Raw genomic sequence first — 16,091 nt, forward strand, 5'->3', positions numbered from 1 at the left:
GTCCATGGCGCAGCCCAAGGTCGAAAAGCTCATCACCGCGATCGACATTGGCTCCTGGAAAGTGTCGGCGCTGATCGCCGGCCGCACCGACACCGGCGAACTCGCGATCCTGGGCACGGGCCAGCGCGAAAGCCGGGGCGTGCGCCGGGGCTTCATCGCCGACATGGAGCGGACGGAACTCGCCGTGCGCGAAACGGTGGAGCAGGCCGAGCGGGTCGCCGGCACCAATATCGAGGATGTCTGGGTCAGCTTCTCGGGCGGCAGCCTGGTGAGCGACGTCGTCACGGTCGAGCGCGACATGGGCGGCTATCGCGTCGAGCAGGCGGACATTGACGACCTCCTCACCACCGGCCAGCAGGGCATCGACCCCGATGGCCGCATCGTCCTCCATGCGCAGCCGACCTGCTTCACCATCAACGGCAAGGTGCCGGTCAAGAAGCCGCTGGGGATGCACGCGGATCTTCTGGGCGTCGACATCCATGTGGTGCTGGCCGACGGCGCGCCGCTCGCCAATCTCGACCTGTGCGTGCGCGGCGCCTATCTCAACGTCAATTCGATCGTTGCCTCGCCGATCGCGACCGGCCTCGCATGTTTGTCGGAGGAGGAGCGCGACCTCGGCGTCGCGCTGGTGGAACTGGGCGCGGGCGTCACCAATGTCTCGCTTTATGCTGGCGGAATGCTGGTGGGCCTCCATTCCATTCCGTTCGGCGCGTCCGACATTACCGACGACATCGCCTCGGCCTTCGGCATCCGCCGCAGCCAGGCGGAGCGGATCAAGTGCTTCTACGGTTCCGCGATGCAGAACCCCCGCGATTTTCGCGAGATGATCGAGATCGCACCGCCCCATGGCGAGGTGGCGGTGCCGGGGCAGGCAGCCGGGCCGAATGCGGAAGGGGGCAAGATCACCCGCGCCGCGCTCGTCGGCGTCATCTGCGAACGGCTGAACCAGATCATGACCGAAGTGAATGCGGCGCTGTCGGGCATGGGCTTCAACAGCACCGGGCGCCAGGTCGTGCTGACCGGCGGCGGCGCGGAAATGAAGGGCATTGCCGATTATGCGCAGGGCGCTTTGGGCCGGGCCGTGCGGATCGGGCGGCCAAGGGGCTTGTCCGCCATGCCCGAAGCGCATAGTGGGCCGGCTTTCGCGACATTGGCGGGACTCGCGCTTTACGGCGCTTCCAACCCGGTTGATCTCCGCACGATGGCGCCCGCGCCGCAGACCGTGCATCGTCTTGGCGCGCCCCAATGGTGGCAGCGCATGATGCGCGCGATGCGGACCAACTATTGATATGAATGAACGCAAAGACGAAAATAGCTGGTGAAATCCTCTATTTTCTGGTGTTAACAAATGATGACGGTGTTGCTTCCTGACGAGGAAGCTGAGGGAGCAGTAAATATGAGCATTGAGATCAGCCCGCCTCATGTGGACGAACTGAAGCCGCGCATCGCGGTAATCGGCGTCGGCGGCGCGGGCGGCAATGCCATCGCGAACATGATCGCCGCCTCGGTCGAAGGCGTTGACTTCATCGTGGCCAATACCGATGCGCAGGCGCTCAACAGCTCGCCGGCCGAACGCCGCATCCAGCTCGGCCCGCAGATCACCGAAGGGCTGGGCGCGGGTTCGCGGCCCGAAATCGGCAAGGCGGCGGCGGAGGAAACCATCGCGTCGGTCGAACAGGCGCTCGACGGTGCGCATATGTGCTTCATCACCGCCGGCATGGGCGGCGGCACCGGCACCGGCGCGGCCCCCGTCATCGCCAAGGCGGCGCGCGAACGCGGCATCCTGACCGTCGGCGTCGTGACAAAGCCCTTCACCTTCGAGGGCAATCGCCGCATGAAGTCGGCGGAAAGCGGCATCGAGGAGCTTCAGAAGCATGTCGATACGCTCATCGTCATCCCGAACCAGAATCTCTTCCTGATCGCCAACCCGAACACGACCTTCAAGGAAGCGTTCCAGATGGCGGACGAGGTGCTGCAACAGGGCGTGCGGTCGATCACCGACCTCATGATCATGCCGGGCCTCATCAACCTCGACTTCGCTGACGTCCGTTCGGTGATGGGCGAAATGGGTAAGGCGATGATGGGCACCGGCGAAGCCGAAGGCGATGGCCGCGCGCTCCAGGCCGCCGAGAAGGCGATCGCCAACCCGCTGCTCGACGGCGTGTCGATGCGCGGCGCTAAGGGCGTCATCGTCTCGATCGTGGGCGGCGACGACATGCGCCTGATGGAAGTGGACGAGGCCGCCAACCATATCCGCGAACTGGTCGATCCGGACGCCAACATCATCTGGGGCAGCGCGTTCAACGACAATCTGAACGGCAAGATTCGCGTCTCGGTCGTGGCGACCGGCATCGACAGCGATGTCGGCGCCCAGGCTGCGCCCCTGACCCAGCCTTTCAGCTTCGCCAGCCGCCCGACCGTCGCCGTGCCGCAGCCTGCGTCGCGTCCGGCTGCCGTCGCGCCCGCGCCGCAGCCGATCCCCGCACCCGCGCCCGAACCGGAGACGCTGGAACTGGACGTGCCCGAAGCGCCGGCCCCCGCGCCGGTCGAAAAGCCCGTCGTGGCCGCCCCGGCGAGGCCCGCGGCCGTCTTCTCCGACGAGGGGCCGGACCAGGATGAGCTGGTGCTGGGCGCAGACAATGCCGAACAGCCCGCCCCCGCTCCGGCCGCGCCGGCCCAGCCCGCACCGCGCGTCGCCACCGGCGGCACCCTGTTCGAGCGGATGGCGGGCCTGACCCGTGGCAGCGAGAAAGCGCCCAGTTCCGACGAGAGCGCGCCGGGGGTTGACATCCCGCGCTTCCTCAACCGGCAGAGCAACCAGTAAGGATCGGCCGCGCGGTTCCGCCGCGCGCCGCCGCCAAAATGAGCGCGCCATCGGTCGTCCGGAGCGGCCCGGCGCGCTTTTTTGTGACATCAATTTGCCATTCACCCCGGATCGGTTAAGGCGGGCATGTGATACAATCTCTTGCCTGGATTCTCGTCTCCACCGTTTCTGTCGGTGGCCTGATTTCCGCCAGTCCCGCCCTGGCCCAGACCGATCAGGCGCAGATCGCGCGCCCGACCGACGCTGCCGATCTCAACACCCATCTCACCCGGCTTGCGAGTAATCCTCGTGATGTCGCCGCGCTGATCGGGGCGGGTGAAGCGGCGCTCGCGCTGGACGACCCCCATGGCGCCGCCGGCTTCTTCGCGCGGGCCGATGCGATCGAGAGCGGCAATGGCCGGATCAAGGCGGGGCTGGCGCGGGTCATGCTGAAATTGCAGAATCCGGCCGAAGCCGCGCGGCTGTTCGATCAGGCGTCCCGCCTCGGCTATCCCGACACCGGCATCCTCGCTGATCGCGGACTTGCGCGCGACATGACCGGCGACCAGGCTGGGGCGCAGCGCGACTATCAGGCGGCGCTCGCCCGCACCCCCGACGATGCCGAACTGCGTCGTCGATATGCCGCCTCGCTCGGCATATCGGGGCAGGTGCAGGGGGCCGACAGGATGCTGGAGCCGTTGCTCTACAAGAGTGACCGTGCGGCCTGGCGCTATCGCGCCTTCATCTACGCGATGAACAACCGGCAGGCCGAAGCGAAGAAGATCGCCGATGAGACCATGCCCGCGCAACTCGCCGCGGCGATCACGCCCTATATGCAGAAAATGCCCTATCTGACTGCGTCGCAGAAGGCGGCGGCGGTTCATTTCGGGCAATTCCCGGCGCAGACTGGCACGACGATCGCCGCGATCACGCCGACGCCGCCCGCGCCGGGCGTCGCGGTCGCGCCGAAGCCTCCCGCCGTTGTCGCGGCCGCGCCTGCCACCATCCCGCCGGCCCAGGCCAAGCCGCTCAGCCGCGCCGAACAGCGTCGCCAGCAGCGCGCGGCGGCGCGGATCGCCCGCGCCGAAGGTCTGCCCACCTCCCGCGCCGTGGCATCGGCCCAGCGTCCGCCGGTGCCGACGACCGCCCCGGCACAGGTCGCGCAGGCGCAGACGCCCCCACCGTCCGCTGCGCGTCCGGCTCTGTCGACACCAGCCGCCGCGACGGCACAAATGGCGCCGCCGCCCTCCGCGCGCCAGCCCACGATCCCCTCCACGCCCTCCCCATCGGTGCAGGGACCGCCGGCGCCCGGTTTTGAATCGTTCGACAGTCCGCCGCGCCCGACGCCGCAGCCCTCCAATGCCGGCTCGCAACTCAACGCGATCGCGCTGGCCCAGGCCGGGACGCCGGCCACGCCGCCAGCGTCGCAGGCGGCTGCGCCTCCGCCAACGCAGCCTCCGGCGACGGAATCCGCGCCGTCGTCGGTCCAGCCCATCACCCCGGTGCCGCCCTCGCCCAACCCGGAGGCGACGCGGACGCTGGCCGACATCATCCGTGCGATCGACGTGCCCGACACCGAGCGGCAGGCTAGCGTCGCCGCCGTCGACCTGAATGAGATCGCCGCGCTTCAGGCTCAACGCCGCGCCGAGCGTCAGGCCGCGGCGAAGGCGGCGGCGGACAAGGCGAAGAAGGAAGCCGCCACCAAGGCCAAGGCGGAGGCAGACGCCAAGGCGAAGAAGGAAGCCGAGGAAAAGAAGCGCCTCGCCGCCAACCCGTCGCGCAACTGGCTCCAGGTCGGCGTCGGCCAGAGCAAGTCGGCGCTCGGCTTCACCATGAAGGGCCTGCGCCGGAAATACGCGACGCTCGCGCCGCAGGATGCCTGGAGCGCCAGCTGGAGCCGCACCAATCGCCTGCTCGTCGGCCCCTTCGCCAGTTTCGCCCGCGCCAAGGAACTGGAGGCCAAGCTGAAGGCCGCCGGCGCCGACGTTTTCGCCTGGAAGAGCGACGCCGGCGAGGTGGTCGAGAAATTGCCGGGCGATTGATCGGTCCGCCCGAGGGGCGGGGCGATCAGTCCAGGTCATTCCTCCTCCCTTGAGGGGGAAGGGCCAGAAGGTCCACGCGGCCGGCCGCAAAATGCCCCACGGGAATCGGTAGCCGTTCAATATTGATCGAACCTGTTCTAAGAGGCACCGCATGACGACGCTCGCGCCCTATGCCTGCCATCCCGCCGCCAGCCGTGGCCGCCTCCATGCCGAGCCGGGCGGGGAGATGCGGGGGCCGCGCGATGTCTTCCAGCGCGACCGGGACCGGATCATCCATTCGATCGCCTTCCGTCGGCTGCGGCACAAGACGCAGGTGTTCGTCTCGCCCGACGGCGATCATTTTCGCGTCCGCCTGACCCACAGCCTGGAGGTCGCGCAGATCGGCCGCACCACCGCGCGCACGCTGGGGCTGAACGAGGATCTGACCGAAGCCCTCTGTCTCGCGCATGACATTGGCCACCCCCCCTTCGGCCACGCCGGGGAGGATGCGCTGGAGGTCGCGCTCGACGATCATGGCGGGTTCGATCACAACGCCCATACGCTTCGGACGCTGATGCTGCTGGAAAGCCCCTATCCGCGCTTCCGTGGTCTCAATCTCAGCTGGGAAATGCTGGAGGGGCTGGCCAAGCATAATGGCCCGATCGCCAGTCCGGGCTGGGCGATGCGGGAACTGGACGGGATGTTTCCGCTCGACCTGACGAGCCACGCCTCGCTGGAGGCGCAGCTTGCCGCCATTTCCGACGACATCGCCTATGACAATCATGACATAGACGATGGCCTGCGCGCCGGGCTGCTGACGCTCGAACAGTTGCTGGACGTGCCGTTGGTGCGCCACAGCTGGGATCGGGTGCGCGCCCGCTATCCCGACGTGCCGCAGGACCGGCTGCTGCGCGAACTGGTGCGTGAGCAGATCGGCGTCATGGCCAACGACCTGATCGAGGCGACCCGGCGGAACATCGCGGAGTCCGGCGTCGAGACGGTCGCGGATGTCCGGACGCTCGGTCGCACGCTGGTCGCCTTCTCGCCCGCACTGGCGGCACAGGAACGCGAACTGAAGCGCTTCATGTACGCGACCCTCTATCATCATCCCGATCAGCTCGCGGCGGCGGACCGCGCGCGGGTGATCGTCACCGACCTGTTCCGCGCCTATCAGGCCGATCCGGCCCTGATGCCCGCTGAATGGCGCGACGACTGCGCGTTGGAGGAACCGACCCGCAGCCGCCACATCGCCGACTTCATCGCGGGCATGACCGACCGCTATGCCGAAAAGCGCCATGCGGAGATTTTCGGCGGGGTGCTCGCCTGATCTCGCCCTTTTGGGGGGCAGGCGAAGTTGCGATTGACGCCGCCACGCCTTTGACGCATTGCACAATTGTCTCCCGGTGCTGTGGATTCGGCAGCGGGGCACGATGCGGGAGAGCATGGGAAGCCTTTGAGGCCTTGCCCGTCGCCGAAGGAGCAACCGCCCCGGAATCTCTCAGGCCAAAGGACCGCATCGCGCGCAAGGCACTCTGGAAAGCGGACGGCTTCCCGTCCCACCGAAGGGGTAAGCTTGTCGGCCGCAAGGCCGCTGGTCAAAGCTCTCAGGTTCCGTGACAGAGGGGGTGGCAGAAAGGACGGGTCCGATTCCGGGCCGCGCCGTTTGTCGCCAGCAACTCGCACGGAAAGGCCGCTCCATGTCCGGCACTGATGACGTCGCCCACCTCGAAGAAGAATTGCCGCTGCAGGAACTGCCGCTCGACGCCTGGCACCGCGCCAGAGGCGCGCGCATGGTCGGTTTCGCCGGCTATCATATGCCGATCCAGTATGACGGCATCATGGCGGAACATGCCTGGACCCGCGAACATGCCGGTCTGTTCGACGTCAGCCATATGGGCCAGATCGCCTTTTCGGGCGAGGGCGTGGACGAGGCGCTCGAATATCTGCTGCCCAGCGACATCAAGGGGCTAAAGCCTTTCCGCCAGCGCTATTCGATGCTGCTGGATGAAGAAGGCGGCATTCTCGACGATTTGATGGTGTCGCGGCCGGGCGACGGCGCCTTCGATGGGGCCGCCATCTACATGGTCGTGAACGGTGCGACCAAATATGACGATATCGGCTGGATGATCGAACATCTGCCCGACGAAGTCGTGATGAATCACATGGACGATCAGGCGCTGCTGGCGCTGCAAGGACCGGAAGCGGGCGAGGCGCTTGCCGCGCTGATTCCCGAAACCGCCGACCTCATCTTCATGCAGTCGGGTCTCTTCGCCTGGCGCGGCGTTCCGCTGTGGATCAGCCGGTCGGGCTATACCGGAGAGGACGGGTTCGAGATCAGCGTGCCGGCGCAGGATGCGACCCTGCTGGCGGATGCGCTGTGCGACCTGCCGCAGGTCAAGCCGATCGGCCTTGGCGCGCGCGACTCGCTGCGTCTGGAAGCCGGGCTACCGCTCTACGGCCATGACCTGTCGCCCGCCGTCAGCACCATCGGCGCGGACCTAGGCTTCGCCATCCAGAAGCGCCGCCGCGAGGAAGGCGGCTTCATCGGCCATGCCCGCGTAATCAAGGAACTGGCCGATGGGCCGGGGTCGAAGCGCGTGGGGCTGAAGATCGAGGGGCGCCTGCCGGCCCGCGAAGGCGCGCCGATCTTTGCCGCCGGCGCGCAGGTCGGGGAAGTCACGTCGGGCGGCTTCGCGCCGACCGTCGGCGCGCCGATCGCCATGGGCTGGGTCAGCCTGCCGCACAGCGCGGAGGGCACGGCGCTGGAAATCGAGGTTCGCGGCAAGCGCATATCCGCCACGGTTGCCGCGATGCCCTTCGTGCCGCATCGTTACCGCCGCAAGGCCTGAACCTTATTCTTTCCGACGTTTTTGTTGGTCATGATTTCAAGCAAATCATTCCGGGGAGTATCATCATGAGCCGCTATTTCACCGACGAACATGAATGGATCGACGTGGAGGGCGACATCGCCACCGTCGGCATCACCGATTATGCCCAGGAACAGCTGGGCGACATCGTGTTCGTCGAACTGCCTGCCGAAGGCACGAATTTCGAGAAGGGCGACGACGCCGCCGTGGTGGAATCGGTCAAGGCCGCGTCGGACGTCTATGCGCCGATCTCGGGCGAAGTGGTCGAAAGCAACAGCGCGCTGGAGGACGAACCCGCGCTGGTCAACAGCGATGCCGAGGAAGATGGCTGGTTCTTCAAGCTGCGCATCACCGACGCCAGCGAGCTGGAAGGCCTGATGACCGAAGCCGCCTACAAGAAATTCGTGGCGAGTCTCTGATCTCTTAATCGTCATCCCCGCGCAGGCGGGGGCCCATCTCCCCGGCGTCCCGCTTGGCGCAAGGTCTGGAGTTGGGTTCCCGCCTTCGCGGGAATGACGCCGCAGGAAAAAATCATGCGCTATCTACCCCTTACCGACACCGACCGTCAGGAGATGCTGTCCGTCATCGGCGCGACGTCGATCGACGACCTGTTCGTGGATGTCCCCGCTGAAGCCCGCCTCAGCGGCAAGATCGCGGACTTGCCCGATCATGCCAGCGAACTGGCGGTCGAACGCCACATGGCGGCGCTTGCGCGGAAAAACCTGTCGGCGGGGGAAGCGCCTTTCTTCCTGGGAGCGGGTGCGTACAAGCACCATGTCCCGGCCAGCGTCGATCATCTGATCCAGCGCGGCGAGTTCCTGACCGCCTACACGCCCTACCAGCCGGAAATCGCGCAGGGCACGCTCCAGGTGCTGTTCGAATTCCAGACCCAGGTGGCGCGCCTGCTGGGCTGCGACGTGGCGAACGCCTCCATGTATGATGGCTCGACCGCCTGCTGGGAAGCGATCGGCATGGCCCGTCGCATCACCAAGCGGGGCAAGGCACTGCTCTCGTCCGGCCTGCATCCCCATTATGTCTCGGTCGCCAACACCATGGCGAAGTTCACCGGCGACGCGCTGGTGCATGAAGCGCCCACGCTCGACGCCGCGACCGACATCGACGGGCTGATCGCTGCCATCGACAAGGATACGAGCTGCGTCGTCGTGCAATATCCCGACATATTGGGCCGCATCGCCGACCTGACCCCGCTCGCCGACGCCGCCCATGCGGCCGGGGCGCTGCTGGTCGCGGTTGTGACGGAGCCGGTAGCCCTCGGTGCGATCAAGGCGCCAGGCCATATGGGCGCGGACATTGTCGTCGGCGAAGGCCAGTCGATCGGCGTCGGCCTCCAGTTCGGCGGGCCCTATCTCGGCCTCTTCGGGTGCAAGCAGAAATATGTCCGCCAGATGCCCGGCCGCCTGTGCGGCGAGACGGTGGACGCGGCGGGCAAGCGCGGCTTCGTGCTGACCCTCTCCACCCGCGAACAGCATATCCGCCGTGAGAAGGCGACGTCGAACATCTGCACCAATTCGGGCCTGTGCGCGCTGGCGTTCAGCATCCACATGACCCTGCTGGGCGAGCGGGGCCTGCGCGATCTCGCGGCGCTCAACCACGGTCTTGCGGTTCAGGCCGCCGACCGTCTGGCTCAGGTGCCGGGCGTGACCTTGCTCAACGACAGCTTCTTCAACGAATTCACGCTGATCCTGTCGAAGGACGCGCGCGACGTCGTCCGCAACCTCGCCGACAGGGGCGTGCTGGGCGGCGTCTCGCTCGGCCGTCTCTTCCCGGCCGCGCCGGAGATCGGCCACGGCCTGGTCGTCGCCGTCACAGAGACGGTAACTGCTGAGGATATCGAAACCCTTGCCAAGGCGCTTGAGGAGGAACTGGCATGACCATGCTGAAGGAAGGCCGCCCCACCGCGCCGCAAGCCGTCGACGAACTGGACAGCTCCCCCGCGACCGCCACGGGCAATCGTGCGCTGATGCTGGAGGAAGCGCTGATCTTCGAGATCGGATCGACCGCCACCACCGGCGTCGATCTGGCCGATGCGCCGAAGGTCGCCAGTCGCCTCGGCACTCTCGCCCGTACCGACTCCATCGGCCTGCCCGGCCTGTCGGAGCCGGAAACGGTGCGCCACTATACGCGCCTCAGCCGCCAGAACTATGCCATCGACCTCGGCCTGTTCCCGCTCGGCTCCTGCACGATGAAGCATAATCCGCGCCTTAACGAGAAGGTCGCCCGGATGCCGGGCTTTGCCGACGTTCACCCCCTCGCACCCCAATCGACGGTGCAGGGCGCGCTGGGCGTCATCAACGAACTGGCCGTCTGGCTGATCAAGCTGACCGGGATGCATGGCGTTGCCATGACCCCCAAGGCCGGCGCCCATGGCGAACTGTGCGGCCTGCTCTGCATCCGCGCCGCGCTGGAAGCGCGCGGCGACGCGCGGCAGGTCGTGCTGGTGCCCGAAAGCGCGCACGGCACCAATCCCGCCACCGCCGCCTTCTGCGGCTACAAGGTGGAGGATATTCCCGCGACCCCGGACGGCCGTGTCGATCTGGAAGCGCTCAAGGCCCGTCTCGGCCCGGACGTGGCGGCGGTGATGATCACCAACCCCAACACCTGCGGCCTGTTCGAGCGCGACATGAAGACGATCTCCGATGCGGTCCATGCCGCAGGGGGGTTCGTCTATTGCGACGGCGCGAACTTCAACGCGATCGTCGGCCGGGTCCGCCCCGGCGACCTCGGCGTCGATGCGATGCACATCAACCTGCACAAGACCTTCTCCACGCCGCATGGCGGCGGCGGTCCCGGTTCGGGGCCGGTGGTGCTGTCCGAAGCGCTCGCGCCCTTCGGCCCGCTCCCCTATACCGCGCGCATGGCCGACGGCAGCATCCACCTGATCGAGGAGGAGAATGTCGGCGAGGAAATGCCACAGAGTTTCGGCCGCATGTCGGCCTTCCATGGTCAGATGGGCATGTTCACCCGCGCGCTCACCTACATCCTCAGCCATGGCGCGGACGGCCTGCGGCAGGTGGCGGAGGATGCGGTGCTCAACGCCAACTATATCCTGCGCAGCCTGGAGGATGTGCTGGACGCGCCCTTCGCCGCCAGTGGTCCCTGTATGCACGAAGCGCTGTTCAGCGATAAGGGACTGGCAGAAGGCTTCACCACGCTCGACATCGCCAAGGGGCTGATCGACGAGGGCTTCCACCCGATGACCATGTATTTCCCGCTGGTCGTCCATGGCGCGATGCTGGTCGAACCGACCGAGACGGAAAGCAAGGCCGCGCTCGACCAGTTCATCCTGGCGCTGCGCAGCCTGGCGCAGCGCGCCAAGGCCGGGGACGAGGCGCTCAAGGGCGCGCCCTATCACGCCCCGCGCCGCCGCCTCGACGAAACGCTGGCCGCGCGCAAGCCGGTGCTGACCTGGACAGAAGCCGCGCTGGCGCAGGCCGCCGAATGACGGACAGGCCGGAACCGTGGGAACCCGGTTCCGGCCCCGTCGCGGCGGGCAAGCGATATGCCCCTGCGACCGAACGCAACCGCGACGCCATCCTTGGCGTGCTGCGCGACCAGCTGCCATCCTCCGGTCTGGTGCTGGAGGTAGCGAGCGGCAGTGGCGAACATGCTGTCCATTTCGCTGTCGCCTTTCCCGATCTCGACTGGCAGCCAACCGATCCCGACCCGGCGGCGCTCGCCTCGATCGCGGCCTGGCGGGCCGAAGCAAGGCTGCCCAATCTCCGCGCGCCGCTCCGGCTGGACACGACAGGTGACTGGCCGATCGCGCAGGCCGATGCGATCCTCTGCATCAACATGGTCCATATCAGTCCATGGACCGCGACGGTCGGGCTGCTCGAACGGGCAGGGGCCGCGCTGCCGCGCGGCGGCCTCCTCTATCTCTACGGCCCCTATCTCCGCGACGGGGTGGAAACCGCCCCCGGCAACCGCGCCTTCGACGCCTCGCTCAAGGCCCGCGACCCGCGCTGGGGGCTGCGGCGTCTGGAGGATGTGATCGTGGCGGCTGAGGCGGAAGGGCTGGCGTTCGACCGGCTGGTCGAAATGCCCGCCAACAATCTGTCGCTGTTGTTTCGACGCCGGGATTGAAACAAGGCCCTGCTCCTGCGAAGGCTGGCACTATCCTTCGTCGCGGCGCTCGCAACGGCGAGATCATCAACTGATAGTCATCCATGCCCAGCCAGCTTCTCCCCCTCGTCACCGCCGAACTGACCGCGCCGGCGGATCCCCGCGCCGCCGCCATGGCCGGCGCGCTCGCGTCCCAATATCCCGATGCCGCGCGCGCGGTGCTGTTCTACGGCTCCTGCCTGCGGGAGAAGAATCTCGACGGGCTGATGCTCGATTTCTATCTCATCGTGTCGGACTATGCGGTGGCTTATGGCAAGGGCTGGCTGGCGCGCGCCAACCGGCTGATCCCGCCCAATGTCTTCCCGTTCGAACATCATGGCCTGATCGCCAAATATGCGGTGCTGTCTGAAGCCGACTTCGTGCGCCTGAACAGTCCGGGGGCGGACAATGTCTCCGTCTGGGCGCGCTTCGCCCAGCCATCGCGCCTGCTCTGGGCCTCCGACGACCTCGCCCGCCAGCGCGCCATCGCCGCCGTGGCGCACGCCGCGCCGACGCTGCTGTCGCTTGCCCGGCCGATGACGGAAGGGCAGGGCGACGCGCTCAGCCTGTGGAAGGCCGGCTTTACCCTGACTTACAATGCGGAATTGCGCGCGGAAAAGAAGGGGCGCTCGCTCTCGATCGTTGACGCCGATCCGGCCCGCTATCGCCGGTTCGGCGACGCCGCCCTGGCCGACGGCCTGCCGCCGTCGCCCGTGGATGCGCCCGCGCTCTGGCGCCGTCTCCAGCGGCGCGGCAAGCGGCTCTCCGTGATCCGCCTGGCCAAGGCGAGCTTCACCTATGCCGGTGGCATCGATTATCTGGCCTGGAAGATCAACCGCCACGCAGGCACGCAGATCGAAATCAAGCCCTGGCAGCGGCGCTGGCCGCTGCTGGGCGCGGTCACTCTGCTGCCGCGGCTGTTCCGGGGTGGTGCGATCCGTTGAGCGCCGTCGCCAGCGCCTGGCCCAGCGTCATCAGCGTATAGGGTTTGCGCAGCACCGCATGGCCTTCGAAATCTGCGGTTTCGCTGGCATCGCCGGCATAGCCGGTCACGAACAGCACCGGCAGGTGGCGGTAATGGGCCGGCAGGCCCTTTATCATCTCCGGCCCGGTCATGTCGGGCATCAGCACGTCGCTCATGATGAGGCCGATATCGTCATTATTGGCGAGCAGCCGCGGCGCCTTTGACGGATGATCGCAGGCGACGGGCAAATGGCCCAGTTCGCTGAGCGCCGCCATCGTCTGGTTCAGCACGCGCGGATCATCCTCCACCACCAGAATGCGCGTGGGCGGATGCTGTACCGGCGTGCGGGCGAAGGCGCCGTCGTCCATCGCCAGCCCTTCCAGTTCCTGCGTCGAGCGCGGCAGGTAGAGATGCACGCTGCTGCCCTTGCCCGGTTCGGACTCGATGCGGATCTCGCCTTCGCTCTGGCGCACGAAGCCGAAAATCTGGCTGAGGCCGAGGCCCGTTCCCTTGCCGACCGGCTTGGTGGTGAAGAACGGCTCGAACACCCGCGCCAGAACCTCCGGCGTCATGCCGCATCCATCGTCAGCGACGGTCAGCACGACATAATCGCCGGCCATGCATTCGCCGATCTCCCCGGCCTTGAGCGTCGCGCGGTCGGTGGACAGGGTCAGCTTGCCGCGACCCTCCATCGCGTCGCGCGCATTGACGCACAGGTTCAGGATCGCATTTTCCATCTGATGCTGGTCGACGAAGATGCGCCAGCCGCGCGCTTCATGCGTGAAATCCACGATGATCTGGTCGCCGATGGTGCGGTCCACCAGGTCCGCCAGGCCACGCAGCAGGCTGTCGGGATCGACCGCGCTGGGCAGCAGCGGCTCGGACCGGGCGAAGGCCAGCAGTCGCCGGGTCAGCGCGGCGGCACGGTTGGCGCCCTCCATCGCATTGTCGAGGTGCCGGCCCGCCTCGTCGGGCTTCAGCCGCAGGTTGCGCTTGGCCAGTTCCAGCCCGCCGACGACGACGGCCAGCATATTGTTGAAGTCGTGGGCGATGCCCCCGGTGAGCTGGCCGACCGCGTCCATCTTCTGCATCTGGCGCAGATTGTCCTCGGCCGCCTCGCGCTCGGCCGATTCTTGCTTCAGCTGTTCATAGGCGTCGGACAGTTCGGCGGTGCGGGCGCGCACGGCGTCCTCCAGCCGGTCGGCGCGCTCGGTTTCCAGTTCGGCCTGCCGCCGCGCCTTGCGCCGCTCGCCATAGGCGACATTGGCGAACCAGGCGGCAAAGAGGATGCAGACCAGCATCGCCAGCCCCAGCAGCTGCGACGTCTTGCCGACCAATTCGCTACGGTCGCCCGCCAGCGTCACCGCCAGGCTGCGTTCGCGCAGCCGCGCATTCTCGGCATTGATGACCAGGTCGAGCAGGGCGGTGATGCGCCGAAGATCCTGCGACTTTCCGGCCTGGTGGAAGCGGGCGAGCGCCGCCATCTTCTGGTCATAGGTGGTGCGCAGGCCGATTTCGTTCAGCGTCTTGCCGCGCTGCTGGAACGCATATTGCAGCGCTTCCACATTGCCGCGTTGCCAGCCCGATCCGCGCGTGGCGTAATGGAGCGCCTTGAGCTGGCTCGCCGCGCCGCGCCACTGGTCCTGGAACAGGCGCCCGGTGTCCGGGTCCAGGCTGATGACATAGCGGGCCAGCGTCACTTCGGACCGGGCGATGCGCGCCTCGAACCCGCGCGCCAGGGCGATGATCTCGAAGCTGCGCTGCTGTTCGGCCAGCGCATGTTGATGGTCGCGCGTGGCGTTGCTGGCGGTGTAGAGCAGGGCGCCCAACGATCCGATCAGCAGGGCGACGAGCAGCAATGGCACGGCGCGCCGGACCAGGGCACGCAGCCGTTCGCTCGGATCGTCGAGAAATTCGCCGTCAGCCATCGACCGTTACACTAGTCGAACGAGCGGGATGGAGGAATATGGCAGATCAAAGCTTCCCCCTGAAAGCAACATTTCGTCGCGGCTAGGACTCGGCTCACCCTACTCCCGCACGCATCGCCGATCAACCGATAGCGCCGGTCGCCTTGCCTGCCGCCTCGAACATGGCGATGATCTGGCCGACCTGCTCGTCGCTATGCTCGGCGCAGAGCGAGCAGCGCAGCAGGAAGGTGCCGGCCGGGGTCGCCGGCGGGCGCGCCATGTTGACGTAGAGGCCCAGTTCCAGCAGCGTCTGCCACATGGCGACGGCCTGCGTCTGGTCGGTCAGGATGACCGCGATGATCGCCGACTGTGGCGTCTCGCTGCCCAGCTTGAAACCGAGGTCGGAGAGGCCCTTGTGCAGCCGCTGGCTGTTCTTCCACAGGTGCGCGCGCTTTTCGCCGGCGTGCATCAGCTTGCGGATGCTCGTCGCGGCGGTCGCGACGACGCTGGGCGGCAGCGACGCGGTGAAGACATAAGGACGACACACGAGGCGCAGGATTTCGAACTTGGGGTGGTTCGACACGCAGAAGCCGCCGACCGTGCCGACCGACTTGGAGAAGGTGCCGACCACGAAGTCGATCTCGCCCTCGACGCCCTGCTCCTCATAGGCGCCACGCCCATTGGGGCCGAAGAAGCCCATGCCATGCGCCTCGTCGCACAGGATCATGCAGTTGGGATGCTTGCGGATCGCGGCGACCATTTCGGGTAGGGGAGCGACGTCGCCCAGCATCGAATAGACGCCTTCCAGCACCACCAGTTTCAGCGCATCGGCGGGCAGGCGGCCGAGGCGCTTGTCCAGATCTTCGACACTGTTGTGGCGGAAACGGACGATCTCCGCATTGCCAAGGCCGCAGCCGTCATAGATGGACGCATGGCTGTCGGCGTCCAGCACGACATAGTCGCCCTTGCCCGCGAGGGTGGAGATAATGCCCAGATTCGCCTGATAGCCGGTCGAGAAGACCATGGCGCCCGATGTGCCGTAAAACTCCTTGAGCGCGTCCTCGACTTCCTTGTGGCCCTGATAGGTGCCGTTTAGCACGCGGCTGCCAGTGGTGCCCGCGCCGAACTCGTCCAGCGCCTTCTTGCCGGCCGCGACCACGTCGGGATCGAAGGTCATGCCCATATAATTGTAGGTGCCGAGCAGGATGGTTTCCTTGCCCTGGATGATCGCGCGCGTTGGCGAGAGCACCTTGTCCATCACGATCGCATACGGGTCGCGGACGCCCGTCGCCAGCAGCGCCTCGCGCTCGGCGATCAGCGGATCGAACTTGGAAAACAGGTCGCGCGTTTGGGTGGCGATGGCGGCGTCGGTCATAATATCAGCTATCCCTAAACCGTTCGGGCCGA

Annotated in this window: 12 protein-coding genes and 1 riboswitch; of the genes, 10 read left to right on the plus strand and 2 right to left on the minus strand. The window is 66.9% G+C overall.

Going from position 1 to position 16,091, the window contains the following annotated elements:
* Positions 1-4: 4 nt before the first annotated feature.
* The 10 genes from ftsA to A7Q26_RS05600 all read left to right on the plus strand — a co-directional run bounded on the left by ftsA (position 5) and on the right by A7Q26_RS05600 (position 12,757).
* Positions 5-1,288 (plus strand): cell division protein FtsA, encoded by a 1,284-nt coding sequence (gene ftsA, locus A7Q26_RS05555; protein ID WP_066857744.1) that lies wholly within the window; start codon positions 5-7, stop codon positions 1,286-1,288.
* Between the two features lie 108 nt (positions 1,289-1,396).
* Entirely contained in the window at positions 1,397-2,824 is a 1,428-nt protein-coding gene (ftsZ, locus tag A7Q26_RS05560; RefSeq protein ID WP_066857747.1) for a cell division protein FtsZ, read from the plus strand.
* A gap of 128 nt (positions 2,825-2,952) precedes the next feature.
* Positions 2,953-4,845 carry a tetratricopeptide repeat protein gene (locus tag A7Q26_RS05565; RefSeq protein ID WP_066857750.1) on the plus strand — a complete coding sequence of 631 codons (1,893 nt, stop codon included), beginning with the start codon at positions 2,953-2,955 and terminating at the stop codon, positions 4,843-4,845.
* A 151-nt stretch (positions 4,846-4,996) separates the two neighbouring features.
* On the plus strand, positions 4,997-6,151 hold the full coding sequence (locus A7Q26_RS05570) for a deoxyguanosinetriphosphate triphosphohydrolase (RefSeq protein WP_066857753.1): 1,155 nt from the start codon (positions 4,997-4,999) through the stop codon (positions 6,149-6,151).
* A gap of 96 nt (positions 6,152-6,247) precedes the next feature.
* A riboswitch (glycine riboswitch) is annotated at positions 6,248-6,348 on the plus strand.
* 173 nt (positions 6,349-6,521) lie between these two features.
* The gene (gene gcvT / locus A7Q26_RS05575; protein ID WP_066857756.1) at positions 6,522-7,673 is read left to right on the plus strand and encodes a glycine cleavage system aminomethyltransferase GcvT; all 1,152 of its coding nucleotides are present in this window, start codon (positions 6,522-6,524) and stop codon (positions 7,671-7,673) included.
* 65 nt (positions 7,674-7,738) lie between these two features.
* Positions 7,739-8,110 carry a glycine cleavage system protein GcvH gene (gene gcvH / locus A7Q26_RS05580; RefSeq protein ID WP_066857760.1) on the plus strand — a complete coding sequence of 124 codons (372 nt, stop codon included), beginning with the start codon at positions 7,739-7,741 and terminating at the stop codon, positions 8,108-8,110.
* Positions 8,111-8,224: 114 nt separating this feature from the next.
* Complete coding sequence (gene gcvPA, locus A7Q26_RS05585) at positions 8,225-9,583, plus strand: aminomethyl-transferring glycine dehydrogenase subunit GcvPA (RefSeq protein ID WP_066858065.1); 1,359 nt, start codon at positions 8,225-8,227, stop codon at positions 9,581-9,583.
* Positions 9,580-11,154: an aminomethyl-transferring glycine dehydrogenase subunit GcvPB gene (gene gcvPB, locus A7Q26_RS05590; RefSeq protein ID WP_066857763.1), complete on the plus strand. Its 1,575-nt coding sequence runs from the start codon at positions 9,580-9,582 to the stop codon at positions 11,152-11,154. The genes gcvPA and gcvPB overlap by 4 nt, the downstream gene beginning before the upstream one ends.
* The gene (locus A7Q26_RS05595) at positions 11,151-11,795 is read left to right on the plus strand and encodes a DUF938 domain-containing protein (protein ID WP_066857766.1); all 645 of its coding nucleotides are present in this window, start codon (positions 11,151-11,153) and stop codon (positions 11,793-11,795) included. Before gcvPB ends, A7Q26_RS05595 begins: the two co-directional genes overlap by 4 nt.
* Before the next feature lie 83 nt (positions 11,796-11,878).
* On the plus strand, positions 11,879-12,757 hold the full coding sequence (locus A7Q26_RS05600; RefSeq protein WP_066857769.1) for a hypothetical protein: 879 nt from the start codon (positions 11,879-11,881) through the stop codon (positions 12,755-12,757).
* Here A7Q26_RS05600 and A7Q26_RS05605 read toward each other — a convergent pair.
* Together A7Q26_RS05605 and spt are read right to left on the minus strand one after the other, a co-directional pair.
* Positions 12,714-14,705, minus strand: coding sequence for an ATP-binding protein (locus A7Q26_RS05605; protein WP_066857772.1), 1,992 nt, complete (start codon positions 14,703-14,705; stop codon positions 12,714-12,716). The two genes, A7Q26_RS05600 and A7Q26_RS05605, sit on opposite strands and share 44 nt — an antisense overlap.
* Before the next feature lie 121 nt (positions 14,706-14,826).
* Positions 14,827-16,059 (minus strand): serine palmitoyltransferase, encoded by a 1,233-nt coding sequence (gene spt, locus A7Q26_RS05610; protein WP_066857775.1) that lies wholly within the window; start codon positions 16,057-16,059, stop codon positions 14,827-14,829.
* Positions 16,060-16,091: the final 32 nt, after the last annotated feature.

This window comes from Sphingobium sp. TCM1, from assembly GCF_001650725.1.
Taxonomy (GTDB): Bacteria; Pseudomonadota; Alphaproteobacteria; order Sphingomonadales; family Sphingomonadaceae; genus Sphingobium.

Bases quoted from the DNA above. Each gene is read 5' to 3' on its own strand.
- ftsA (WP_066857744.1), top strand. From the start codon at position 5: ATGGCGCAGCCCAAGGTCGAAAAGCTCATCACCGCGATCGACATTGGC.
- ftsZ (WP_066857747.1), top strand. From the start codon at position 1,397: ATGAGCATTGAGATCAGCCCGCCTCATGTGGACGAACTGAAGCCGCGC.
- A7Q26_RS05570 (WP_066857753.1), top strand. From the start codon at position 4,997: ATGACGACGCTCGCGCCCTATGCCTGCCATCCCGCCGCCAGCCGTGGC.
- gcvT (WP_066857756.1), top strand. From the start codon at position 6,522: ATGTCCGGCACTGATGACGTCGCCCACCTCGAAGAAGAATTGCCGCTG.
- gcvH (WP_066857760.1), top strand. From the start codon at position 7,739: ATGAGCCGCTATTTCACCGACGAACATGAATGGATCGACGTGGAGGGC.
- gcvPA (WP_066858065.1), top strand. From the start codon at position 8,225: ATGCGCTATCTACCCCTTACCGACACCGACCGTCAGGAGATGCTGTCC.
- gcvPB (WP_066857763.1), top strand. From the start codon at position 9,580: ATGACCATGCTGAAGGAAGGCCGCCCCACCGCGCCGCAAGCCGTCGAC.
- A7Q26_RS05595 (WP_066857766.1), top strand. From the start codon at position 11,151: ATGACGGACAGGCCGGAACCGTGGGAACCCGGTTCCGGCCCCGTCGCG.
- A7Q26_RS05600 (WP_066857769.1), top strand. From the start codon at position 11,879: ATGCCCAGCCAGCTTCTCCCCCTCGTCACCGCCGAACTGACCGCGCCG.
- A7Q26_RS05605 (WP_066857772.1), bottom strand. From the start codon at position 14,705: ATGGCTGACGGCGAATTTCTCGACGATCCGAGCGAACGGCTGCGTGCC.
- spt (WP_066857775.1), bottom strand. From the start codon at position 16,059: ATGACCGACGCCGCCATCGCCACCCAAACGCGCGACCTGTTTTCCAAG.